18 protein-coding genes are annotated in these 22,596 nt (G+C 55.9%); 12 read left to right on the forward strand and 6 right to left on the reverse strand.

Going from position 1 to position 22,596, the window contains the following annotated elements; all coding sequences use genetic code 11:
• Positions 1–291: 291 nt before the first annotated feature.
• Genes E6C51_RS11805 through E6C51_RS11820 form a run of 4 tightly spaced genes read right to left on the reverse strand, consistent with a single transcriptional unit; the run spans position 292 to position 4,026 of the window.
• The gene (locus E6C51_RS11805) at positions 292–1,068 is read right to left on the reverse strand and encodes an ABC transporter permease (RefSeq protein WP_190236085.1); all 777 of its coding nucleotides are present in this window, start codon (positions 1,066–1,068) and stop codon (positions 292–294) included.
• Positions 1,052–1,882 (reverse strand): ABC transporter ATP-binding protein, encoded by an 831-nt coding sequence (locus E6C51_RS11810; RefSeq protein ID WP_146935443.1) that lies wholly within the window; start codon positions 1,880–1,882, stop codon positions 1,052–1,054. The genes E6C51_RS11805 and E6C51_RS11810 overlap by 17 nt, the downstream gene beginning before the upstream one ends.
• A 17-nt stretch (positions 1,883–1,899) precedes the next feature.
• Entirely contained in the window at positions 1,900–2,898 is a 999-nt protein-coding gene (locus E6C51_RS11815) for an ABC transporter substrate-binding protein (protein WP_190236086.1), read from the reverse strand.
• A gap of 45 nt (positions 2,899–2,943) precedes the next feature.
• Complete coding sequence (locus E6C51_RS11820; protein ID WP_190236087.1) at positions 2,944–4,026, reverse strand: 4-oxalomesaconate tautomerase; 1,083 nt, start codon at positions 4,024–4,026, stop codon at positions 2,944–2,946.
• Between the two features lie 110 nt (positions 4,027–4,136).
• On the opposite strand from E6C51_RS11820, the gene E6C51_RS11825 reads away from it, so the two are divergent.
• The gene (locus E6C51_RS11825; RefSeq protein ID WP_146935448.1) at positions 4,137–5,048 is read left to right on the forward strand and encodes a LysR family transcriptional regulator; all 912 of its coding nucleotides are present in this window, start codon (positions 4,137–4,139) and stop codon (positions 5,046–5,048) included.
• A gap of 73 nt (positions 5,049–5,121) precedes the next feature.
• On the opposite strand, the gene E6C51_RS11830 is transcribed toward E6C51_RS11825, so the two are convergent.
• Positions 5,122–6,054, reverse strand: a complete 933-nt coding sequence (locus E6C51_RS11830) for a LysR family transcriptional regulator (protein ID WP_190236088.1) — start codon at positions 6,052–6,054, stop codon at positions 5,122–5,124.
• 392 nt (positions 6,055–6,446) lie between these two features.
• Here E6C51_RS11830 and E6C51_RS11835 point away from each other — a divergent pair, with 392 nt between their 5' ends.
• The 9 genes from E6C51_RS11835 to E6C51_RS11875 all read left to right on the forward strand — a co-directional run bounded on the left by E6C51_RS11835 (position 6,447) and on the right by E6C51_RS11875 (position 18,575).
• A complete protein-coding gene (locus E6C51_RS11835; protein WP_190236089.1) occupies positions 6,447–7,262 on the forward strand; it encodes an alpha/beta hydrolase fold domain-containing protein in 816 nt (271 codons plus the stop codon).
• Between the two features lie 35 nt (positions 7,263–7,297).
• Positions 7,298–8,482 (forward strand): efflux RND transporter periplasmic adaptor subunit, encoded by a 1,185-nt coding sequence (locus E6C51_RS11840; protein ID WP_190236090.1) that lies wholly within the window; start codon positions 7,298–7,300, stop codon positions 8,480–8,482.
• A 141-nt stretch (positions 8,483–8,623) separates the two neighbouring features.
• Positions 8,624–11,824, forward strand: a complete 3,201-nt coding sequence (locus E6C51_RS11845) for an efflux RND transporter permease subunit (protein WP_190236091.1) — start codon at positions 8,624–8,626, stop codon at positions 11,822–11,824.
• A gap of 174 nt (positions 11,825–11,998) precedes the next feature.
• Entirely contained in the window at positions 11,999–13,543 is a 1,545-nt protein-coding gene (locus E6C51_RS11850) for an ABC transporter substrate-binding protein (RefSeq protein WP_407920802.1), read from the forward strand.
• Between the two features lie 85 nt (positions 13,544–13,628).
• A complete protein-coding gene (locus tag E6C51_RS11855) occupies positions 13,629–14,957 on the forward strand; it encodes a GH1 family beta-glucosidase (RefSeq protein WP_190236092.1) in 1,329 nt (442 codons plus the stop codon).
• A 42-nt stretch (positions 14,958–14,999) separates the two neighbouring features.
• Positions 15,000–15,941 (forward strand): ABC transporter permease, encoded by a 942-nt coding sequence (locus tag E6C51_RS11860; protein WP_190236093.1) that lies wholly within the window; start codon positions 15,000–15,002, stop codon positions 15,939–15,941.
• The gene (locus E6C51_RS11865) at positions 15,941–16,825 is read left to right on the forward strand and encodes an ABC transporter permease (RefSeq protein ID WP_190236094.1); all 885 of its coding nucleotides are present in this window, start codon (positions 15,941–15,943) and stop codon (positions 16,823–16,825) included. The genes E6C51_RS11860 and E6C51_RS11865 overlap by 1 nt, the downstream gene beginning before the upstream one ends.
• A 2-nt stretch (positions 16,826–16,827) precedes the next feature.
• The gene (locus E6C51_RS11870; RefSeq protein ID WP_190236095.1) at positions 16,828–18,030 is read left to right on the forward strand and encodes an amidohydrolase/deacetylase family metallohydrolase; all 1,203 of its coding nucleotides are present in this window, start codon (positions 16,828–16,830) and stop codon (positions 18,028–18,030) included.
• Positions 18,031–18,077: 47 nt separating this feature from the next.
• Entirely contained in the window at positions 18,078–18,575 is a 498-nt protein-coding gene (locus tag E6C51_RS11875; protein WP_190236096.1) for a RidA family protein, read from the forward strand.
• 11 nt (positions 18,576–18,586) lie between these two features.
• On the opposite strand, the gene E6C51_RS11880 is transcribed toward E6C51_RS11875, so the two are convergent.
• Positions 18,587–19,417, reverse strand: coding sequence for an IclR family transcriptional regulator (locus E6C51_RS11880; protein ID WP_190236097.1), 831 nt, complete (start codon positions 19,415–19,417; stop codon positions 18,587–18,589).
• A gap of 97 nt (positions 19,418–19,514) precedes the next feature.
• Here E6C51_RS11880 and E6C51_RS11885 point away from each other — a divergent pair, with 97 nt between their 5' ends.
• Together E6C51_RS11885 and E6C51_RS11890 are read left to right on the forward strand one after the other, a co-directional pair.
• Positions 19,515–20,711, forward strand: coding sequence for an aminotransferase class V-fold PLP-dependent enzyme (locus tag E6C51_RS11885; RefSeq protein ID WP_190236098.1), 1,197 nt, complete (start codon positions 19,515–19,517; stop codon positions 20,709–20,711).
• A 21-nt stretch (positions 20,712–20,732) separates the two neighbouring features.
• A complete protein-coding gene (locus tag E6C51_RS11890) occupies positions 20,733–22,571 on the forward strand; it encodes an ABC transporter ATP-binding protein (RefSeq protein WP_190236099.1) in 1,839 nt (612 codons plus the stop codon).
• Positions 22,572–22,596: the final 25 nt, after the last annotated feature.

The following is a 22,596-nucleotide window of genomic DNA, read 5'->3' on the forward strand; positions in this document are numbered from 1 at the left end:
TGCCGACTGTTGCCCGACAGAAGCTAAAGCATGATTCTCACAAGCAGTCCAGAATTTTACTGCATAATTTTCACCTTAAATCGGAATCGATTTAAGGTGAAAATTATGCAGCAGCTTAAAAGTGTTACAGCGCCGTGCGCCATATTTGGTGAGAGGCGCTGTAAAGTTATCAAACGATGAATGGCCTGATCTTTGGGCGAAGGATGGGCAATCTGATCCACCAGAGGCGTAAATGGGCAAAAAAATGGCACCTCGAAGGTGCCATTTTCAAACTTGTGCGGCAAGAACGGTTCAGGTTGCCCGTCCGTCGGCTGCGTTTGGCCGCCACTTGATCAAACGGCTTTCGACAACATCGAGGATCAGGTCGATGATCAAAACGAAGATGGCCAGAATGATAATGCCTGCGAAAACGCCAACCGCATCGAAATTGCCTTCGGCCTGCGCGATCAGATAGCCAAGGCCTGCGGACGAGCCGAGATATTCGCCAATGATGGCACCAACCACGGCAAAGCCGACAGATGTGCGCAAGGACGACAGAATCCAGCTGGCGGCCGCCGGGAAGTAGACGTGGCGCAAAAGATCGGAGCGCTTTGCACCCAGAATTTTGGCATTGGCCAGCACCACCGGATTGACTTCGCGCACGCCCTGCATGGCGTTGAAGAAGGTGATGAAGAACACCAGTGTGACCGCAAGCGCCACCTTGGACCACAGGCCAAGACCCAGCCAGAGCACGAAGATGGGAGCCAGAACCACGCGCGGAATGGCGTTTAGCCCCTTGATAAATGGGTCCAGAATGCGCGCCGTGCTGCGGCTGAGGCCCAGCCAGACACCGGCTGCGACACCGAGGCCAGTGCCGATGATGTAGCCCAGAACGGTTTCTGTCAGGGTGATCGAGACGTGATGGTAGAAACTGACATCCGTGATCCAGGAGATGATCTGGTGGAAGATGTCGACTGGTGCCGGAAAGAAAAACACGTCGATAACACCGGCGCCGACACCCAATTGCCATCCGCCGAGAATGAAAACCAGCAAAGCCAGCTGGATTGAGCGTTCAGTCGCGGTGTTCATAGCTTTTCTCCACTTCGCCGCGCAGCGACGCCCAGATGTTGCGATAGAGATCCATGAAGCGAGGATCAAGTTTGATTTCCGCCACGTCGCGTGGCCGTTCCAGATCAACCGGGAAGCTTTCGATGACCCGTGAGCGTGGACCGGCGGCCAAAATGGTGACGCGGTCACCCAACGCGATGGCCTCTTCGAGGTCATGGGTAATCATCACGACAGCGCGGCGTTCTTCCTGCCAAAGGCGCAGAAGCTCGTTCTGCATCAGATGGCGGGTGTGGATGTCGAGCGCCGAGAAAGGCTCGTCCATCAAGATGACCTTTGGGCCGGTAATCAGTGCTTGCGCCATTTGCACACGCTTGCGCTGCCCGCCGGAGAGCTGGTGTGGATAGCGCTGCTCAAACCCGCGAAGTCCGACCTTGGCAAGCCAAGTCATGGATTTTTCACGCCGCTCTTCGGCGCCGACGCCGCGAAACATCAGACCAAGCTCGACATTTTCAATGGCGGTTTTCCAAGGCAGCAACGCATCCTGCTGAAACAGGTAGCCGATGTCATTTTGAACACCCGTCACTTGTGTGCCGTCGATCGTCACAGTGCCTTTTGCAGGCTTGAGAAGCCCGGCAATGGCGTTCAGAATGGTGCTCTTGCCGCAGCCCGTCGGGCCGACGATGGCGAGAAATTCGCCATCGGCCACGGTGAGATTGACATCCTGCACCGCCACATAGGCACCGAAGGACATGGTGACCGCGTCGATGGAAACCATCGCTTTCGGTTTATTTCGCTCAACGCTTGGCGTTGATGATTTTACGGCAGCCAAAGCCATGGCCTCCTCCCTTTTTGTCAGTTCGCTACGGCCTGCGCCTTGTCGACGAAGGCGTTCGTGTATGTCTTGCTCAGGTCAATTTTCTTGGCGGCGACTTTCTCATTGAAGCTCTTCAGCACAGCCAATGGGGTTTCGATGTCCGTGGTGTTGAACTTGCCATCGGTGGAGAAAATGGCCTTGGCGTTGGCCACAGCCTGCGTGTAGGTTTCCTTGTCGCCGGAAATGAATTCTTTCGGCAGGGTTGCAACGATTTCTTCCGGAGAATGCGAATTCATCCATTTCAACGCTTCAACAGTGGCGTTGGTGACCTTCTGGATGGTTTCGGGATTGGTGTCGATATAGCTCTGCGTTGCATAAAGCACGGACGTTGGATAGATGCCGCCGTAAATCTCCTTGGCACCTTCGTCGCTGCGTGCATCAATCAGGATCTTGCCGACGCCTTTGGCAACAATGAAGGTTGCGGCTGGGTCGTAGTTGACCAGCAGATCAACCTTGCCCTGTTCGAGAGCGGCAACGGCGGAAGATCCAGAGCCAACACCGATCAGAGATACGGAATCTGCGGGAATGTTGTGGCGCTGCAAATAATAGCGAACGAAGAAGTCAGAGGAAGAGCCAGGCGCGGTAATGCCGATTTTGGCACCTTTGATTGTTTCAGGCTTGGCAGGGTCGAAGGTTGTTTTCATGCCGCCTGCCAGAACCAGACCCGAGTTGCGGGCAAGCTCCACAAAGCCGACGACATCCTTGTTCTGCGACTGCATCTGGATGGTATGATCGTAGAATCCGACGGCAATATCGGTCGAGCCTGCAACCAGTGCCTGAAGGGTTTTTGAGCCGCCCGATGCAAAATTTTCAACCGTCACATCCAGGCCCTGCTTCTTGTAAAGACCAAGGCCTGCGGCAACCGGGAAAGGAAGATTGTTGAGATTGTAGGAGCCGACGCTGATCCGAACGGGTTCGGCCTGGGCCGTTGCTGCGAAAGCCACCGTTGCCGCAAGAGCGAGTAAGAATTTACGCATGTATTCCTCCATATTACGTGGTGCCCTCCCGGCAACCACTTCAAATTAAGCTGCGCGATCAACTTGCGCAAAAGGTTTGGCAAACACTCTGCCTTCAAACAGGCGCCGCGCGGTGCGCAAAATGCCTGCAATCATCTTGCCGTCGCGGGTTTCAAGCTTCACATTGAGGCAACCGCTGGGGTGCTCAAGCGCCAGAACTGCAGGCGGCTCACGACCACCTGTCAATTCATAAGCGACCGTATCCGGTGTCACACAGGCTGTTGCAATGCCAACGGCTCCTGTCGTCGCCAAAGAGGGATGACATTGATGTGGCATGAAATAGCGAACAGTGAGATCGCCGCCTGCTTTGGGCTTCGCAATCAGCACCGGCTTGGGTGTTACCTGATTGCTGACATCGCCCATGCCCATCTTCCGTCCGGCTTCCAGCCGCAGTGCTTCAATCCGCGCGAGAAGGTCTGTGTTGGCATTGAGGTCGCTTGCGCTTTCATAGCCGCTGACGCCCATGGCGTCTGCATCAAGAATCATCATCGGCATGGCGCAATCAATGCAGGTAACATCGATCCCGTTGATGGTGTCGCGCGGATTGCCTGTCGGAAACAGCTTTCCCGTTCTGGCACCGGCAGCATCCAGAAATGCCAGTGCAATGGGAGCGGCATGACCGGGAACGCCATCGATAGAAGCGTCACCGAGATAGGCTACCTCGCCGTGTGGGGTCGGAACTTCTGCCTCGATCAGCTTGCCGGTATTGACATTGTGAATGCGCACCCGCGTCATGGCACCGGATGCGGCCACAAGGCCAGCTTCAATGGCAAAGGGGCCAACGGCTGCCAGCATATTACCACAGTTGGGCGAGGTATCCACCATTTGCTGATCGACGCGGACCTGCGCGAAGAGATAGTCAACATCGGCTCCTGCCACGGTTGCAGGGCCAACGATGGCGACCTTGCTGGTAACAGGATTGCCACCGCCGATACCATCGATTTGCAGAGGATGGCCAGAACCCATCACCGAGAGCAGAATATGGTCACGCTCTTTTGGCGAGGCAGGCAGGTCGGATGCGAGAAAAAACGGCCCTTTCGACGTGCCGCCGCGCATCAAAACACAAGGTATGGAGATCAGATCGTTCATGGATGCCTGCCAAATACTGATGTGATTTAGATATTAATCTGCTGGTTTGTTGCAATTAGCGGCAAAATGATTAATATGTGAAATGCAAATTTTAGATGGAATGATGCGCTATGAGCATTAATTGTGAAATCCTTGATCTCAGAGCTTTTCTCTCTGTGGTTGAGTTGGAAAACTTTCATCGTGCTGCCGATGCGCTGAATCTGTCGCAGCCGGCGCTCAGCCGACGTATTCAAAAGCTGGAGCAGGTCATTGGTGCACCCCTGCTGGAGCGCACAACGCGCCATGTTTCAACAACGGCTCTTGGGGCAGAGTTGATCCCTCTGGTTCGGCGTATGCTGGAGGAGTTCGACACGTCGCTGTTTTCGGTCCGTGATGTCGGATCGCAACGCAGCGGCCTGGTCACCATCGCCTGCTTGCCAACTGCCGCGTTCTATTTTTTACCAAAGGTTATCAAGCAGTTCAGTCTCGAATATCCCAATATCCGTTTCCGTATTCTGGATTTGCCAGCCACCGACGGCCTACAGGCTGTCGCCCGTGGGGAAGTGGAATTCGGTATCAATATCATGGGGTTTTCGGATCCGGACCTGATGTTTGAGCGGCTTATCGAAGATCCATTTGTGTTGGCCGCGCGCAAGGATCATCCTCTGGCCGCCAAGAGTGAAATCCAGTGGGGTGATCTGGCGCCCTATCAGTTGATCACAGTACACCGCTCAAGCGGCAATCGAACGCTTCTCGATGCGGCCCTTGCCAAGTCAAACCTGAAGTTGCGGTGGTCCTTTGAGGTGACGCATCTCTCGACATCCCTGGGGCTCGTGGAAGCAGGGCTGGGGATTTCTGTTTTGCCAAAGCTTGCAACGCCACAGGAGGATCATCCGTTTCTTGTTACGCGACCTATTCGCAATCCTGAGATCTCGCGAACAATTGGCATTGTGCGTCGGCGCGGCGGAACTCTGTCTCCCGCAGCGGAACGGTTTATGAGTATGCTGATCGGCACCTGGGCCGAGCCGGTATCATCGCGATAAGTCGCGCGGTATCTCAAGCCAGAAGTGCTGCCATGGCGGGCGCGAAATGCGTCCGAAGGTAGCAAATCCAGTTTTAGGAGGCGGCGTTCGCAGTGTCTGTCCGGTCAAGGTTTTTATCGGTCAGCAACCGCACCAGCCAATCAACGAACACTCTGACTTTATTGCTCAAATGCCGGTTTGGTGGGTAGACGATATAAAGTGGCATGGCCTCGATATGCCACTCCGGCAAAACCTGCAAAAGCTCTTCCTTCTCAAGGGCTTCCTTTATCATGAAGTGCGGCATGGTGGCTACTCCATGGCCACACAATGCCGCGTTCAGATAGCTTCGTGCATCATTGACAGCCACATTGTAGCGCCCGTTAATTTCGATATGCTCATCGTTCTTTTTAAAATCGATCGTCAGGCCCCGATTGTTTTGCGTCAGAAAATAGCCGACACAGTGGTGGCTTTTTTCCAGGTCGCTGGGATGTTGAGGCATGCCGTTTTGTTCCACATAGCGCGGCGACGCGCAGGCAATCATCGACACCTCTGTGATCCGCCGCGCAATCAGTGACTGATCACTCGGAACGCCGGCCCGCAAAGCGCAATCAACATTTTCTGCCAGATAATCAACTGTGCGGTCACCAACACCAAGGTCCACGCGGATGTCGGGGAATTTTCCATGGAAATCGTGTAGGGCCGGTATCACCAGCCAATCGGCAAAGGCTCCTGCCATTTCAACACGCAGGCGCCCGCTCGGCTGTGAATGAGAGTTGGACAGGCTGAGGTCCAGCTCGTCCAGCTCCATGATAATCTGCTTTGCTCTTTCGTAATAAAGCGCACCATCGGTAGTCACCATAACGCGCCGCGTGGTGCGGTTCAGCAGTTTGGTGCGCAAATGCGCCTCCAGTCCCTGAATGAGATTGGTGACTGTCGCTTTCGGCAGGCTCAGAGCCTCTGATGCGCGCGTGAAATTGCCCATATCCACAACCCGGACAAAGGCGCGCATGGCAGATAATTGGTCCATTTCATCGCTCTTCAATTTTGCAATGCATTATTGTTCGAAATTTCGAACAGTGTGCTCGTATATGTCATACTTGTTCCTTAATACGAATAAAGTAAATTGCTTTCAAGGAAGACGAAACGTGATGACGCTGCTGACGGGCGCAGAGGTCATCCATGGTCGGGCTGTGCATAATCCGTGCAGCCGGTTTTTGTCGGCTCGAGGGGGCTTACATGAACCGGTGCCAGGTTCTAGTGTTTGACTGAGAATCCGGTTTTTATGAAATGTCACATTCAGACATGTGCAGCCGCCACAGACGAAAGGCTTTTGAAATGCGTACCGCCCGTTATTTGCCTGCATCGGCCATGCTCCTTTGGAGCTATGTTCTGATTGCTCAGTCTGCGGAGTGATATTCCGTGAGTGTTGAGATCAAGGATATGGTGCTGGACAAACCGAGCGTGGGTTCTGTTTCTGTGCGGGTTTATCAGGGTGAGGACTACGGCAAGGGGCCGCCGGTTGTGATCTATTTTCGCGGTGGTGCATTTCGTCAGACGGGTCTTGGCGAGTGTGTCATGGCAAAATGCCTTGCAGAGACGGGGGCGATTGTGGTCGTGCCCGATTATAACGTTCTCGGTTCGGTTTTTCCAAAACCGCTTGAGGTGGGGTTTTCGATATTTTCGTATATGGCAAAAAAGCGTGCCGGTTTTGGGGATCGCAAATCCCTTCTGCTGGTTGGAGGCGAAGAGGCTGGCGGTAACATCGCCGCAGCCGTGAGCCTTAAAGCACGCGACCAGCTTGCCAATGAACTGGACGGTCAGGTGTTGGTTTCACCTCTGCTTGATCCGCTCATGGGCACGCTATCCTTTCGCAAAGCCGATGAAACGGGGATGCGCAACTGTTGGGCCGATGGCTGGAGCCACTATCTCAGCGGCGGCATTTGCCATCCTTATGCTGCTCCGTCGGTGTGTTCGCGGTTGGCGGGCATAGCACCGGCCCTGTTGTTCTCATCCGAGGATGATCCGCTGCTGGATGAGACAATGATCTATGCTGACCGCTTGAAAGATGCAGGCGTTGACGTGCGCCCGCGTGTTCTTCCCGCCGGGACCGGTTGGCCATCTGTCTATGGTGGAAAAACCCGACAGATCCCAAGCTGGGATGATTTTGTAAAAAGCCAGTTCGCGCATTTTATCCGCGATCTTGGCGCTCAGAGACATGCTCTGAAAACACCGTGATTTTGCGCGGCATCCAAGCCGCAGGGAGTTTGACCATGATCGTGCGTATGAAACGCTGGGCCCTTGCGGGCACTGGCCTGGGCCTTGTTGCGTCCATTTTTGGAGCGACACTGCTTGTAAACCTGTCCAATCCGAAAGCGCAAGCAGTTGAAGCTGCCGCTCCTGCGGCAATTCCGGTTACGGTTGCGGTGGCTAAAAGCCGTGACGTGACCCTTTGGCAACAGTTTTCGGGACGGCTCGAAGCTGTTGACCGGGTTGATATTCGCCCGCGTGTGGGCGGTGCCATCCTGTCTGTGGCTTTTCGGGAAGGGGCTTTGGTCAAGGCTGGCGATCTGCTTTTTACCATTGATCCAGCGCCCTATGAGGCAAGTGTGGCTCAAGCGGCAGGGCAGGTGGCATCGGCACAGGCCAAGGTAGCGCTCGCGAAAACCGAACTGGAGCGTGGCCGTAGACTGTCTGACAATCGCACCATTTCACAAAGCGATCTGGATCAGCGTCAAAATGCCGTGACCGAGGCTGAAGCGGGCCTGAAAACAGCCCAAGCGGCGCTGCGCTCTGCGCAGCTTGAGCTCGATTATACCCAGGTGCGCGCGCCAGTCTCTGGCCGGATTGGCAAGGTGGCCATCACGGCTGGCAATCTTGTGGCTGGCGGCTCGGCCTCTGCGGCCCTGACAACATTGGTCTCGGTTGATCCGATCTATGCGAGTTTTAATGCCAGCGAGGAAATTGTCGCCCGTGCGCTTTCCAAGCTGGCACCGACCGAGAGTTCTCTGCCCCCCATCTATCAGATCCCGGTTGAAATCGGCACACTTGCAGACAATGGCACACCCATTGCTGGCAAATTGCAGATGATTGGCAATCAGGTGGATGCCGCCAGCGGAACGATTCCGGTACGTGCCGTGATTGATAACCCACAAGGGCGGCTGATTCCGGGGCAGTTTGTGCGCATCCGCATGGGGGAACCCCAGCCAGACAAGCGCATTCTGGTGAGCGAAAAGGCGATTGGAACGGATCAGGACAAGAAATTTGTCTTTGTGGTCGGTGCGGATAACAAGATTGTCTATCGTCCGGTCGAGCTGGGCGGCAGCGCAGGCAATGAACGAATTGTTTTGAGTGGCCTCTCGGACGGCGATCGGATTGTTGTCAATGGATTGCAGCGTGTGCGCCCCGGCGCGCTGGTTGCTCCGCAACAACAAGAAACCGTTGCTGCCATAAAATAATAGCAGCCTTGCGTCGAATAGGATTTTCGGCGCGAGGTTAGCGCTTCGCTCTTTTATCCAAAATGCAGTTTATCCGCCGGGAGAACCCCTCCCTTGGCGATGGTTTTCTGCGCCTCAATTTTCCCTGGAGAGGGCATTGATATGAACATTTCCCGCTTTTTTGTCGACCGACCGGTGTTTGCCGGGGTGCTGTCGATACTCATCGTGGTCGCTGGTCTGATTGGCATGCGCTCGCTGCCAATTTCGGAATATCCCGAAGTTGTGCCGCCTTCCATCGTGGTGCGTGCCGTCTACCCCGGTGCAAACCCCGTTGTGATTGCCGAGACGGTGGCGACACCTTTGGAAGAGCAGATCAACGGCGTTGAAGACATGCTCTATATGAACAGTCAGGCCACGTCCGATGGCGTGTTGACGCTGACGGTGACCTTCAAGCTTGGCACCGACCCGGACAAGGCCCAGCAATTGGTGCAAAACCGGGTGTCGCAGGCCGAACCGCGCTTGCCAGCCGAAGTGCGCGCACTGGGTGTTACCACCGTCAAAAGCTCGCCCGACTTTATCATGGTGGTCAATCTTGTCTCGACCTCGGATCGCTATGATGTGACGTATTTGCGCAATTACGCCACCTTGAACATCAAGGACCGTCTGGCCCGGCTTCAGGGCGTGGGACAGGTACAGGTGTTTGGCGCTGGCGATTATGCCATGCGGGTGTGGATTGATCCACAAAAGGCCGCCGAACACGGGCTTGCGGCCAGCGACATCACCAACGCCATTCGCGAGCAAAATGTGCAGGCAGCCGCCGGTATTATCGGCGCATCGCCAAGCCCCAAAGGGGTCGAGCTCCAGCTGAACGTCAATGCACAAGGGCGCCTTCGTACGCCTGAAGAGTTTGGCGAGATTATCATCAAGACCGGCGATCAGGGGCAGATCACCCGTCTGAAAGATGTGGCCCGCGTTGAGTTGGGGGCTGCCGATTACACTCTGCGCTCCCTGCTTGATGGCAAGCCTGCTGTTGCCATTGCTGTGCTCCAGGCTCCGGGTTCAAATGCTATCGAGATTGCCGATAATGTTCACGCCACAATGGCGGAGTTGCAGCTTGCCATGCCTGAGGGCGTGAAATTTGAAATCGTCTACGACACCACCAAGTTTGTGCGTGCTTCTATCGAAAAGGTGATCGATACGCTGCTGGAAGCCGTGGCTCTGGTGGTTCTCGTCGTCATCCTGTTTTTGCAAACCTGGCGGGCGTCGATCATTCCGCTGATTGCGGTGCCGGTTTCCATCATTGGCACATTTGCGGTGATGTATGCCTTTGGATTTTCGATCAATGCATTGACGCTGTTTGGTCTGGTGCTGGCCATTGGCATTGTGGTCGATGATGCCATTGTGGTGGTTGAAAATGTTGAGCGCAATATTGAGAGCGGATTAAAACCGCGTGAGGCAACCTATCGGGCCATGCGCGAAGTCTCTGGCCCCATCATCGCCATTGCGCTGGTGTTGGTGGCGGTGTTTGTGCCGCTTGCCTTTATCAGTGGGCTGTCTGGCCAGTTCTATCGCCAGTTCGCATTGACCATCGCGATCTCAACGGTCATTTCCGCCATCAACTCGCTGACGCTTTCGCCAGCATTGGCCGCCCTGTTGCTCAAAGACCATCATGCGCCCAAGGATTGGCTGACGCGCGGTATGGACCGGGTTTTTGGCTGGTTCTTCCGAGGCTTCAACCGCGCCTTTGGTGCGGCGTCAAACAGCTATGGCCGTGGCGTTGGTGGTTTGCTTTCACGCAAATCCTTGGTGATGGTGGTTTATCTGGCACTGATTGCAGCCACTTACTCGGTGTTCAATGCGGTGCCGGGCGGCTTCGTTCCGGCGCAGGACAAGCAATATCTGATTGGCTTTGCCCAATTGCCGGATGGTGCCACCCTTGATCGCACCGAAGACGTGATCAAGCGCATGAGCGATATTGCCATGAAGCAGCCGGGTGTTGCCCATGCCATCGCCTTTCCGGGCCTATCGATCAATGGTTTCACCATTGGCTCGAACTCCGGCATCGTGTTTGCGGTTCTCGATGATTTCGACAAGCGCACAACGCCTGAGCTTTCCGGTGGCGCTATTGCCATGCAATTGAACCAGAAATTTGCTGGCATTCAGGATGCGTTTATTGCCATGTTCCCACCGCCGCCCGTCAATGGTCTTGGCTCCACCGGCGGTTTCAAATTGCAAATCGAAGATCGTGCTGGCCTTGGCTACAAAGCGCTGGATGCTGCCACCAAGGCATTCCTTGCGAAGGCCTATCAGACACCTGAGCTGGCGGGGCTTTTCTCCAGCTTCCAGATCAATGTGCCGCAGCTCTATGCCGATCTGGATCGCTCTAAAGCCGAACAGCTGGGTGTGTCGGTGACGGATGTGTTTGAAACCCTGCAAATTTATCTGGGTTCGCTCTATGTCAATGACTTCAACGCCTTTGGCCGCACCTACAGTGTGCGGGTGCAGGCGGATGCCGCATTCCGGGCAAAGCCGGATGATATTGGCCAGTTGCAGGTGCGCTCTAAAACCGGGCAGATGATCCCGCTTGCGGCCCTGCTCCAGGTGGATAGCACCGCCGGGCCGGAGCGGACCACGCGCTACAATGGCTTTCTCGCAGCTGATATCAATGGCGGCCCGGCTTCCGGTTTTTCCTCCGGTCAGGCACAGGCAGCCATTGAGCGGATTGCCAAGGAAACGTTGCCCAACGGCATCACCTTTGAATGGACCGACTTGACCTATCAGCAGATTTTGGCGGGCAATTCGAGCCTGATCGTCTTTCCGCTTGCACTGCTGCTGGTCTATCTGGTTTTGGCGGCCCAATATGAAAGCCTGACCCTGCCGATCGCCATTATCATGATTGTGCCTATGGGAGTTCTCGCGGCTCTGGCCGGTGTTTGGTACACCGGCGGCGACAACAACATCTTCACCCAGATCGGCCTGATGGTGCTGGTCGGGTTGTCGGCAAAGAATGCGATCCTGATTGTCGAATTTGCCCGCGAGCTTGAGTTTGAAGGCAGAACGCCGGTGCGGGCCGCAATCGAGGCCAGCCGCCTTCGCCTGCGACCCATTCTGATGACCTCCATGGCCTTCATCATGGGCGTCGTGCCACTGGTGGTGTCCACAGGCGCCGGTGCCGAGATGCGCTCTGCCATGGGGCTTGCGGTGTTCTGCGGCATGATTGGGGTGACCTTCTTTGGCATCTTCATGACGCCGGTGTTTTATGTGCTTCTGCGGCGGGTTACCGGCAATCGGCCTTTGGTGCACCATAATCAGGACATGCCGGGTGAGGATCTGGTGGAAGCTCATCGCAGTGCAGCAGAGTAGAGACCTGCTTCCAAACCGTTGAGCATTGGCAAAAGCCTGTCAGTTCCTATGAGCTGACAGGCTATTGCCGTTTTACCATGCAGCAAAACAGCCCATTGACAGATCGGCAGGTTTCGTTACTCTTTAGTTGCGTATGCTATTTCATAACTACGGAACAATAAAAAGGGGGACGTCATGAGACGCAAATTGGGATTGCTGGCAACGCTGGCATTTGCATTATTGCCGGGGCTTGCCATGGTGCCGGGGCATGCTGTGGCGCAGGATAAGGGTGGCATTATCAACGTTGCCACTATTGGTGAGCCGCCAACGCTGGACCCCATGGCCTCCACCGCCGATCTGGTTGGCATGACCACCCAGCATATTTTTGAAACGCTGTTTACCTTTGATGCCAAGTGGAATGTCATTCCGCTGTTGGCAGAGACCATGCCCAAAATTAGCGACGATGGCAAAACCTATGACATTGCTTTGCGCAGCGGCGTGAAATTTCATGATGGCACCGTGATGACATCGGCAGATGTGGTTGCCTCGATTGAGCGCTGGATGGCAATTGCCTCGCGCGGCAAGCAGGTGGCACCGTACATCGATAAAGTGAGTGCTGAAGGCGACAATGCCATTCGCATCACGCTGAAAAAGCCCTATGCGCCGCTGATGTCGCTGCTGGCGTTTAACAATTCCGCCGCGGTTATCATTCCCAAATCGACCATTGCCGATCCGCTGACCAAATTCATTGGCACCGGTCCCTATATGCTGAAAGAGCGCAAGCCCGATCAATATATCCAGCTTGTGCGTTTCGATGGCTATACGCCGCGCAAAGAAGCACCCAATGGTTTTGGCGGTGCGCGCAAAGCCATTCTGGATGAAATCCGCTTTGTGCCGGTGCCGGATGCAAACACCCGGTTGGAAGGGGCCATTTCCGGCCAGTTCGATTATACCGACTCGCTTGCACCCGAAGGTTATGATCGCCTTGAGGGATCAAAGGCGTCCGAGCCGGTGGTTTTGAAGCCCTATGGCGCGCCTGTTTTTGTGATGAACACCAAACAGGGCATGATGACCAGCAAAACCTTGCGTCATGCCATTCAGGTGGCCTTGAACCCGGAAGATATGTTGCTGGCCGCCTTTGGCAATCCAAAATTCTTTGCTGTCGATGGTGCGCTCTATCCTGAGGGCTATGTCTGGCACACCAAGGAAGGCATTCAGCGCTACGGCAGCGGTGATCCGGAAGCGGCCGCCAAGCTGATGAAGGAAGCGGGCTATGACGGCAAGCCGGTTCGCATTCTCACCAGCCGCCAATATGAATTCCACTACAAGATGGCGCAGGTGGCCGCTGAATATCTCAAAGCCGCAGGCTTTAAAGTTGATCTGCAAATCTACGATTGGGCAACGCTGACCACGCGTCGTGCTGACCCCGCCCTTTGGGATATTTTCATCACCCACGGCCCTTTCCCGCCAGAGCCTGTGCTGAATGGCTGGATGTCAGACAGCTATCCCGGCTGGTGGTCAACACCTGAAAAGACCAAGGCCGTCGAGCCCTTCATTGCCGAGCCTGATCCGGCCAAGCGCCAGAAGCTTTTCGCCGAAATTCAGAAGGTGTTTTACGAGGATGCACCGGTGTTCAAGGTCGGCGATTTCAATGCGCTGTCGGCCAAAGCCAAGACACTGGAAGGTTTCCATCCGTCGCCATGGCCTTATTTCTGGAACGTCAGCACCGCCAAGAAATAGCCGCCACGTCAAAGCATCGGACCAAACCTGGTTTCAGTCCGATGCTCTCCGTCTTTGTATTTGCGCTTGAGCGAAGTTGAACATCATGTCGAGATCTTTTCCCTCTGATTTTCTCTGGGGTGTGGCGGCGTCTGCCTTTCAAACGGAAGGTGCTGTCCATGCCGATGGCCGTGGCCAAAGCGTGTGGGATGTCTATAGCCACACACCGGGCCGCACCACCAATGGCGATACGGCGGATATTGCCTGCGACCATTATCACCGCTACCCGGAGGATATCGCCCTGATGCGCGGGCTTGGGGTGAAGGCCTATCGGCTGTCCACCGCCTGGCCCCGCATTTTCCCAACCGGCAGCGGCCAGATCAATCAGCGGGGATTGGATTTCTACGACCGTGTTATCGATCTTTGCCTGCATGAGGGCATAGAGCCGTGGATTTGCCTGCATCATTGGGACATGCCGGTCACGGTTGAAGACAAGGGCGGCTGGCGCAATCGCGATACCGCCAAGATCTTTGCCGATTACGCTGCCGTTGTCGCCCGCCATTTCGGTGATCGGGTCAAGCGCTTTGCGCCGATCAATGAGCCGAACGTTATTCCGTGGGTGGCCTATAATGTCGGGCGTCATGCCCCCGGCAAGCAGGATTATCCCTCCAGTCTTCAGGCCATCCACACACTCAATCTCGCCCACGGCTACACCGTCTCGGCAGTGCGCGCAGAAGCGCCGCAAGCGGAAGTGGGCAATATCGTCTCACTGGGACCAGTGCGTCCCCATTATGATGATGCCGCCCATGAAGAGGCGAGGATTTTGGGCGCTTGCCTGTGGCGCAGAGTGATGGTCGATCCGCTGTGGCTTGGCACCTATCCAGAGCCGATTGCAAAGGACATGGAGCCCTATATTCAGCAAGATGATATGGCCGCGATTTCTCAGAAAATGGATTTCTTCGGGCTTAATCACTACAATCCCGTGTTTGTTGGCCCCAATAAAAACACCACATTTGGTGTTGCTGAAACAGCCCCACCCACTGGCATGGGGCCGCTCACCGACGTCAATTGGGTGGTCGATCCGGCGGCCTTTCTGGAACAAATCCGCGATACCAGCGCGCGTTATGGCAAGCCGACGATTTACATCACCGAAAACGGGGCATCCTATCCCGATGCGCTTGGCCCCGACCGCCGCGTGATCGACAATGACCGCATTGCCTATTTCAACGGCTATCTCAATGCGCTTTTGGATGCGCTGGATGAAGGCCATGATATTCGCGGCTATTTTGCTTGGTCGCTGATGGATAATTTTGAATGGGGCCGGGGCTATTCCAAGCGTTTCGGGCTGGTCTATGTCGATTATCCCACCCTTCAGCGCATTCCCAAACAGTCCTATCATTGGCTGAGCGAAGTGATCAAAGCCAATGCCGTTTGATCTCATGTCGCTCCCTGCCCGCCAATTGCAAGAGGGCCAATTATGATCAGCTATATCCTCAAGCGCATCCTCGGCATGATCGTGGTGATGTTTCTGGTGGTGACGATTGTTTTCATCATTGTGCGCGTCACACCGGGTGATCCGGCTGCCGTCATGCTGGGGCCAGATGCCTCCGCCCAAGACATTGCCGATCTGCGATCACGGCTTGGCCTCGATCAATCCCTGATCAGCCAATATGTCCTCTATATCGGTGCATTGTTGCAAGGCAATCTTGGTCAATCGATTTTTCTCGACATGCCGGTGGGGCAAGCCCTGATGCAACGGGCAGAACCTACCTTTTTCCTCACCGTGTTTTCGCTGCTGATTGCTTGTGTTTTGGCTCTGCCGATTGGCATTTATGCCGCCTATCGGCGCGGATCCTTGATTGATCAGGCGGCAACAACCATCGCGATGCTGGCGGCAAGCGTGCCCAGCTTCTGGCTTGGGTTGATCCTCATGCAGTTTTTTGCCGTGAAATTGCATCTGTTTCCAGTGTCCGGCTATGGCGGTCCGGGGGCCAGCTTTACGGATCGTATGTATCACCTGACCTTGCCGGCTTTCGCACTGGGGCTGGTGTCGTCATCGCTGATTTTGCGCTTTACCCGTGCCTCCATGCTGGATGTGCTGGGCGACGATTTTGTGCGTACCGCAAGGGCCAAAGGCCTGATGGAACGGCGCGTGGTGCTGCGCCATGCGCTGAAAAATGCGCTGATCCCGATTTTGACCGTGGTTGGTCTGACGGCGGCGGTGCTGATTTCCGGTGCGGTTGTCACCGAGACCGTGTTTGGTCTGCCGGGCATTGGCAGTTTGGTGGTATCGGCGGTTTTGCGCCGCGATTATCCGGTGATTCAAGGCGCACTTTTGGTGATTGCCGGTCTCTATGTGCTGGTGAATTTCGCAATCGACATGCTCTATCTGCTGATTGATCCGAGGGTACGTTACTGATGAGCCAGCCCCTATCTTCAGAGACCATCGCACCCCGCAATGAGACCGAGACAAGACGTTTCTTGCGCCGCTTTTTACGCCGTAAGACCGTCGCAATCGGGCTTGGTATTTTGACCATCTTCGTGCTTTTGGCCGTGCTGGCACCGTGGATTGCGCCGTATTCGCCCTACAAACTCTCCATCATCAACCGGTTGAAGCCGCCAAGTGATGTTCATTGGTTTGGCACCGACGAATTCGGGCGCGACGTGTTTTCCCGCACCATTTATGCGGGCCGCCTGTCTTTGTTGGTCGGGGCGTCCGTGGTTGTGCTGTCCACACTGATTGGTGTGACGCTTGGCCTGCTGGCGGGCTTTTTCCAAAAGCTGGATGCGCCCATTGCCCGCCTGATAGATGCGATGATGGCCTTTCCCGATATTCTTCTGGCCATTGCGCTGGTAGCGGCCCTTGGTCCTTCGCTCACCACTGTGATTATTGCGCTGTCGGTGGTCTATGCGCCAAGGCTTGCGCGCATTGTCAGAGGCTCAACGCTGGTCATTCGCGAGCTTCCCTATATTGAAGCGGCCAGAGCGCTTGGGATTTCGACCACGCATATCATGCTGCGGCACGTGCTTCTCAATCTCATCTCGCCCATTCTGGTGCAGGCAACATTCCTGTTTGCCTCCGCCATGCTGGCCGAGGCCGGTCTGTCCTTCCTCGGTGTTGGTGTCAGCCCCGAAATCCCAACCTGGGGCACGATGATTTCCAGCGGTCGGCAATATGTCGATCAGGCCGACTGGATGACGCTGTTTCCCGGCTTTGCCATCATTCTTTCCGTCATGTCTTTGCAGATCGTCGGCGACGGCCTGCGCGATATGCTCGATCCCAGACTGCAAAAGGATATTTGATCATGCCAAATGGCCTGACACCGCTGCTTTTGAAAAACATCCGTCCCATGGCCTTTGGCGCGGATACGCCCACCACCGCCATCGATATTCTGATTGGTGCGGACGGCACAATCACCAAGCTTGGCCCGGAGCTTGCTATCACGGAAGATGTTGAGGTGATTGACGGCAAAGGCGCATGGATTTCACCCGGCTGGGTCGATCTGCATGTGCATATCTGGCATGGCGGTACGGATATTTCGATCCGTCCATCCGAATGCGGGGCCGAGCGTGGCGTGACCACGCTGGTGGATGCAGGCTCGGCAGGCGAAGCCAATTTTCATGGCTTTCGCGAATATATCATTGAGCCATCGCGCGAGCGGATCAAGGCGTTTTTGAACCTTGGCTCCATTGGTCTTGTGGCCTGCAACCGGGTGCCGGAGCTGCGCGACATCAAGGATATTGACCTTGATCGCATTCTGGAATGCTATGCCGAAAACAGCGAGCATATCGTTGGCCTCAAGGTGCGGGCAAGCCATGTGATCACCGGGTCTTGGGGCGTGACCCCGGTCAAGCTTGGCAAGAAAATCGCCAAAATCCTGAAAATTCCAATGATGGTGCATGTGGGTGAGCCACCGGCTCTCTACGATGAAGTGCTGGAGATTTTGGGTCCCGGCGACGTTGTCACCCATTGTTTCAACGGCAAGGCGGGGTCGAGCATTATGGAGGATGAAGACCTCTATAATCTGGCTGAGCGCTGCGCAGGCGAGGGCATCCGGCTGGATATTGGCCATGGCGGAGCATCCTTCTCGTTCAAGGTGGCGGAAGCCGCCATCAAGCGCGGCTTGCTGCCCTATTCCATTTCCACCGACCTGCATGGGCATTCAATGAACTTCCCGGTCTGGGATCTGGCCACCACCATGTCCAAGCTGCTCTCCGTTGGCATGCCGTTTGACAAGGTGGTTGAGGCCGTCACCCACGCGCCAGCCTCCGTTATTCGGCTTTCGATGCAGGACAGGCTGGCGGTGGGTGCGCGTGCCGATTTTACCATTTTCGATCTGGTCGATTCTGATCTGGAAGCAACCGATTCCAATGGGGATGTCTCGCGCCTGACCAAACTGTTTGAGCCACGCCATGCGGTGATTGGCCGCGAAGCCATTGCCGCCAGCCGCTATATTCCGCGTGCGCGAAAACTGGTGCGCCACAGCCATGGCTATTCCTGGCGCTGAACACACGATCAAAAAATACATTTCACGAGATCAGAATTGGAAACCGCGTGAGCAAGACTTCGATTTCAACCCATGACCTCTCACAATCACCTTATGAGCGGCTGGCGGCTTTGGGCATTGCTCTGCCACCTTCGCCGCCGCCGGTTGCCAACTTTGTCACCCATGTGCGCGAGGGCAGTCTGCTGTTTCTATCAGGGCAGGGGCCGCGTGAAGCCGATGGCTTTCTCTACTCCGGCAAGGTGGGCAATGACGTTGGAATAGACGATGCCTATCGCCATGCGCGCTTGACCGGCATCAACCTGATTGCCGTGATGCATGATGCGCTGGGCGATCTTGCGCGGGTGCGCAAGGTTGTCAAACTGCTGGGCATGGTCAATGCCACGCCGGAGTTTCGCGATCACCCGCAGGTGATTAATGGTTGTTCGGACCTGTTTATGCAGGTGTTTGGGCCTGCCGGTGAGCACGCCCGCTCCGCCGTTGGCTTTGGCTCCCTGCCGGGCAATATCACCGTTGAGATTGAAGCCATCGTGGCGCTGCACGAATGACGAAAACCTTTTCAGTGGCTGCGCCAGCCCATGCGCTTTTCAATCCGCTCTGCCGAGGCCTGCACATGGCCCGCATAGGGGTTGCCTTCAGAAAAGGCTTTCTGCTCCGGCAAGACAATCGAGATGGTGGCCACACAGGCACCGTCGCGGTCGCAAATCGGCGAGGCAATGCAGGCAACCGCATAATCGGACTCACCCGCCTGAATAGACAAGCGATTCTGAAACGCTTGGGCGGCCGCATTGGACAGCGTTTGCGCATCAATCTCGGCACGGCCGGTTGGCGAGGAGCGGGCGCAATGGCGGAAAAGCTCCAGACGGTCTTTCTCATTCAGATGACCCACCAGCAGGCGGCCAGAAGCGGTCCAGTTGAGCGGAACACGGGTGCCAACGCGCGAGGCGACCTGAAAATGGCTTGGCCCTTCGGCCATGGCCAGAACCAGCATATGATCGTTGTCGCGCCCGCACAGCTGCACGGTTTCTCCCGCTTCGCGGCACAGATCATGCATTTCCTGCGTGGCAATACCGATGAAATCGAGCGAGCGAGAATAGGCAAGGCCGTAATGATAGAGCCGCGGCCCAAGCCAGATGGCACCATCGCCATCGCGGGTCAGCATGTTCTTATCCACCAGATCATCAATAATGGTGTAAATGGTGGAGAGTGGCGCACCAACCGCCTTGGCAATCGCATAAGGCCCCACGGGCGCGCCGGTGTTGTAAAGGTGATCCAGCACCTGCAAGGCGCGGTCCATGCCGCTGACCCGCGAGCGCCGCTCAGGTGTCGCAGTTTGCGCAACCGGCTGGCTATTATTTGGCAATTGTGCCGCACTTGCTTTGGTCGTCATCGACATATCCTTCACCGAATGGCTGCCTATTACATTATAATGGCATAGCTGTCGATTGTAGAATTCAGGGGCTTTGCCCATAAAAATGGAAACGCAGATGACAAACGATATTCGAGTAGAAAATGGTCTACGCCCGGTGATCAATGTGTCTGGCACCATGACCAGCCTTGGTGCATCCATTGTGGTGCCGGAGGCCATTGCCGCCATGACAGCCATTTTGCCGCAATTTGTGGAAATGAACGATCTTCAGCGCAAGGCCAGCGCCATCATTGCCCGGCTGACCGGGGCCGAGGCTGGCTTTGTCACCGCATCCTGTGCCGCTGGCCTCAGTCTTGCCGTGGCTGGCACCATCACCGGCCCCAATCTTCTGGCCATTGAAAAGCTGCCCGATGTGACCACGCCCAAGAACGAAGTTCTGGTGCAAATGGGCCATCTGGTTGATTATGGCGCACCGGTTGAGCAATCGATCCGCATCGCAGGTGGCAAAGTCGTGGTGCTGGGGCAGGCAACCTCTGCCCATCGCTACCATATGGAAAACGCCATCACTGAAAACACAGCCGCTGCCGTCTATGTCGTCTCCCATCATGTGGTGCATTACGGTCTTTTGCATTTGATGGAATTTGTCGAGATTGCCCATGCGCGCGGTGTGCCGTTGATTGTCGATGCCGCCTCCGAGTATGATCTGCGGACTTTCCTCGATCAGGGGGCCGACATTGTTGTCTACTCCGGCCATAAGTTTCTGGGCGGTCCAACATCTGGCATTGTGGCCGGGCGAAAAGATCTGGTGCGCCACGCCTATCTGCAAAACAAAGGCATTGGCCGGGGCATGAAGGTGGGCAAGGAAAGCATCTTTGGCGTCATGGCGGCGCTGGAGGCGTGGGAAAAGCGTGACCACGCTGCGGTGCGGGCGCGTGAAACCGGCTACCTGCACCTCTGGAAAGAGGCGCTGGACGGTCGCCCCGGTGTCACCGCGCTGATTGAGCCAGACCCGACCAAAAACCCGCTGGATCGCTTACGGGTGATCTTGTCCGCGCAAGAAGCACACATCAGCGCCTATGATCTGGCCGGAGCACTGGCGCGCGGCACACCTCCGATCATCGTGCGTGATCATGAGGCCGAGCATCATTATTTCTATCTCGATCCCTGCAATTTGCATCCGGGGCAGGAGCTCATTGTGCGCCAGCGCCTGATCGAAGAACTGGAGAAAGCACAGGCCTCCAACGAGGTGCTGGACACCCCGCACGAGGAATGGGGCCGCCATCGCTTTGATGCCCTGCTGCGCTGGCCTGACTGATCTTATCGAAAGAGGTGTTCCATGACCCTTCCCCAGACCGTATCACCCGCACTCCCGGCTCCCGTTCTTACTGTTGAAAACCTGACCACCTCGTTTCTGGTGGATGGGCAGTGGAAATCCGTGGTTCGGGATGTGTCCTTTTCCGTCAAGCCTGCGGAAACCGTGGCCATTGTCGGTGAAAGTGGGTCTGGAAAAAGCGTGACCTCGCTGTCGATCATGCGGCTTCTGCCACCGGCCATGAGCCGCGTGGCGGGGCGTGTGCTGCTGGAGGGGCGTGATCTCTTGGCCCTGCCGGAAACGGAGATGCGCAAAGTCCGCGGTGCGGACGTGGCCATGATCTTTCAAGAGCCCATGACCAGCCTCAATCCGCTGTTTACGTTGGGGGATCAGATTTCCGAAGCACTGCTTTGCCACACAGCGATGAGTGTGGCGGAGGCGCGAGCCGAGACCATTCGGCTGTTGGATAAGGTGCGCATTCCGTCAGCCGCAAGCCGTTTTGATGATTATCCGCATCAATTGTCTGGCGGTATGCGCCAACGGGTGATGATTGCCATGGCGCTGGCATTGAAGCCAAAACTTTTGATTGCCGATGAGCCGACCACAGCGCTGGATGTGACCATTCAGGGGCAGATTCTCGATCTGATCAAGCTGTTGCAGGATGAGGAGGGCACCTCTGTTTTGTTCATCACCCATGACATGGGTGTGGTGGCTGAAATTGCTGATCGCACCGTGGTCATGTATCGCGGCGAACAGGTGGAAACGGGCACGACCAAAGACATTTTCCGCCATGGTCAGCACCCCTATACGCGCGCGCTGTTGGGGGCGGTGCCGGTGCTGGGATCACTTCAGGCTTTTAACCGGCCCGTGCGCTTTCCCTTTGTTGATCCTTTAACGGGTGTTGCCGGAGAAACCACAGAGGTGGCCGACACGGTGCAAAGGCATGCAGTGCCGGTGTTGCAAGTCAAGGATCTGGTCAAGCGTTTTGATATTCACTCGGGTCTGTTTGGCCGCTTGACCGGCCGTGTTCATGCGGTCGAAAACGTGTCTTTCGATCTCATGGCCGGAGAAACCCTGTCATTGGTGGGCGAGTCCGGTTGCGGAAAATCGACCACGGGGCGGGCGCTTCTGCGCCTGATTGAGCCGAACAGCGGTTCAGTCATGGTCGAGGGGCGCGATATTCTCGCTTTGCCCAAGCATGACATGCGGCTTTTGCGAAAATCCGTGCAGATGATTTTTCAAGACCCGTTTGCCAGCCTCAACCCGCGCATGACGGTGGGGGCTGCCATTGCAGAACCCTATCTAGAACATAAAATGGGCACCGCCGCCCAAGCCAGAGAGGTGGTGGCCGATCTGCTGACCAAGGTGGGCCTGTCACCCGCCATGGCAAAGCGCTATCCACATGAGTTTTCCGGCGGTCAGCGTCAGCGCATCTGTATTGCCCGTGCTTTGGCGCTGGAGCCGAAAGTGATTGTTGCCGATGAAAGCGTTTCGGCGCTGGATGTGTCGGTGAAAGCGCAGGTGGTCAACCTGATGCTGGATCTGCAACAAAGCCTTGGCCTTGCGTTTTTGTTCATCAGCCACGACATGGCGGTGGTGGAGCGCGTCAGCCATCGGGTGGCGGTGATGTATCTGGGCGAAATTGTCGAAATCGGCCCCCGTGCCTCCGTCTTTGGCAATCCCGCCCATCCCTATACGCGAAAATTGATGGCCGCCGTGCCGGTCCCTGATCCTGATCGCCGTCGCGTCAGAGCATCTGTGGACAATGAAGAGCTGAAAAGTCCGATCCGCTCAATCAACCATATTCTGCCGTCACGCACCTATACGGAAGTTGCGCAAGGGCATTTTGTTTTAAACGCTTGAAGGTTTGCAAGCTGTTTTGTAGCGA

The organism is Gillisella terrae (assembly GCF_004801395.1).
Lineage (GTDB): Bacteria > Pseudomonadota > Alphaproteobacteria > Rhizobiales > Rhizobiaceae > Allorhizobium > Allorhizobium terrae.

What these genes read in the sequence shown, in the direction of transcription:
- E6C51_RS11805 (WP_190236085.1), bottom strand. Translation starts at nt 1,068, where the DNA reads ATGAACACCGCGACTGAACGCTCAATCCAGCTGGCTTTGCTGGTTTTC.
- E6C51_RS11810 (WP_146935443.1), bottom strand. Translation starts at nt 1,882, where the DNA reads ATGGCTTTGGCTGCCGTAAAATCATCAACGCCAAGCGTTGAGCGAAAT.
- E6C51_RS11815 (WP_190236086.1), bottom strand. Translation starts at nt 2,898, where the DNA reads ATGCGTAAATTCTTACTCGCTCTTGCGGCAACGGTGGCTTTCGCAGCA.
- E6C51_RS11820 (WP_190236087.1), bottom strand. Translation starts at nt 4,026, where the DNA reads ATGAACGATCTGATCTCCATACCTTGTGTTTTGATGCGCGGCGGCACG.
- E6C51_RS11825 (WP_146935448.1), top strand. Translation starts at nt 4,137, where the DNA reads ATGAGCATTAATTGTGAAATCCTTGATCTCAGAGCTTTTCTCTCTGTG.
- E6C51_RS11830 (WP_190236088.1), bottom strand. Translation starts at nt 6,054, where the DNA reads ATGGACCAATTATCTGCCATGCGCGCCTTTGTCCGGGTTGTGGATATG.
- E6C51_RS11840 (WP_190236090.1), top strand. Translation starts at nt 7,298, where the DNA reads ATGATCGTGCGTATGAAACGCTGGGCCCTTGCGGGCACTGGCCTGGGC.
- E6C51_RS11845 (WP_190236091.1), top strand. Translation starts at nt 8,624, where the DNA reads ATGAACATTTCCCGCTTTTTTGTCGACCGACCGGTGTTTGCCGGGGTG.
- E6C51_RS11850 (WP_407920802.1), top strand. Translation starts at nt 11,999, where the DNA reads ATGAGACGCAAATTGGGATTGCTGGCAACGCTGGCATTTGCATTATTG.
- E6C51_RS11855 (WP_190236092.1), top strand. Translation starts at nt 13,629, where the DNA reads ATGTCGAGATCTTTTCCCTCTGATTTTCTCTGGGGTGTGGCGGCGTCT.
- E6C51_RS11860 (WP_190236093.1), top strand. Translation starts at nt 15,000, where the DNA reads ATGATCAGCTATATCCTCAAGCGCATCCTCGGCATGATCGTGGTGATG.
- E6C51_RS11865 (WP_190236094.1), top strand. Translation starts at nt 15,941, where the DNA reads ATGAGCCAGCCCCTATCTTCAGAGACCATCGCACCCCGCAATGAGACC.
- E6C51_RS11870 (WP_190236095.1), top strand. Translation starts at nt 16,828, where the DNA reads ATGCCAAATGGCCTGACACCGCTGCTTTTGAAAAACATCCGTCCCATG.
- E6C51_RS11880 (WP_190236097.1), bottom strand. Translation starts at nt 19,417, where the DNA reads ATGACGACCAAAGCAAGTGCGGCACAATTGCCAAATAATAGCCAGCCG.
- E6C51_RS11885 (WP_190236098.1), top strand. Translation starts at nt 19,515, where the DNA reads ATGACAAACGATATTCGAGTAGAAAATGGTCTACGCCCGGTGATCAAT.
- E6C51_RS11890 (WP_190236099.1), top strand. Translation starts at nt 20,733, where the DNA reads ATGACCCTTCCCCAGACCGTATCACCCGCACTCCCGGCTCCCGTTCTT.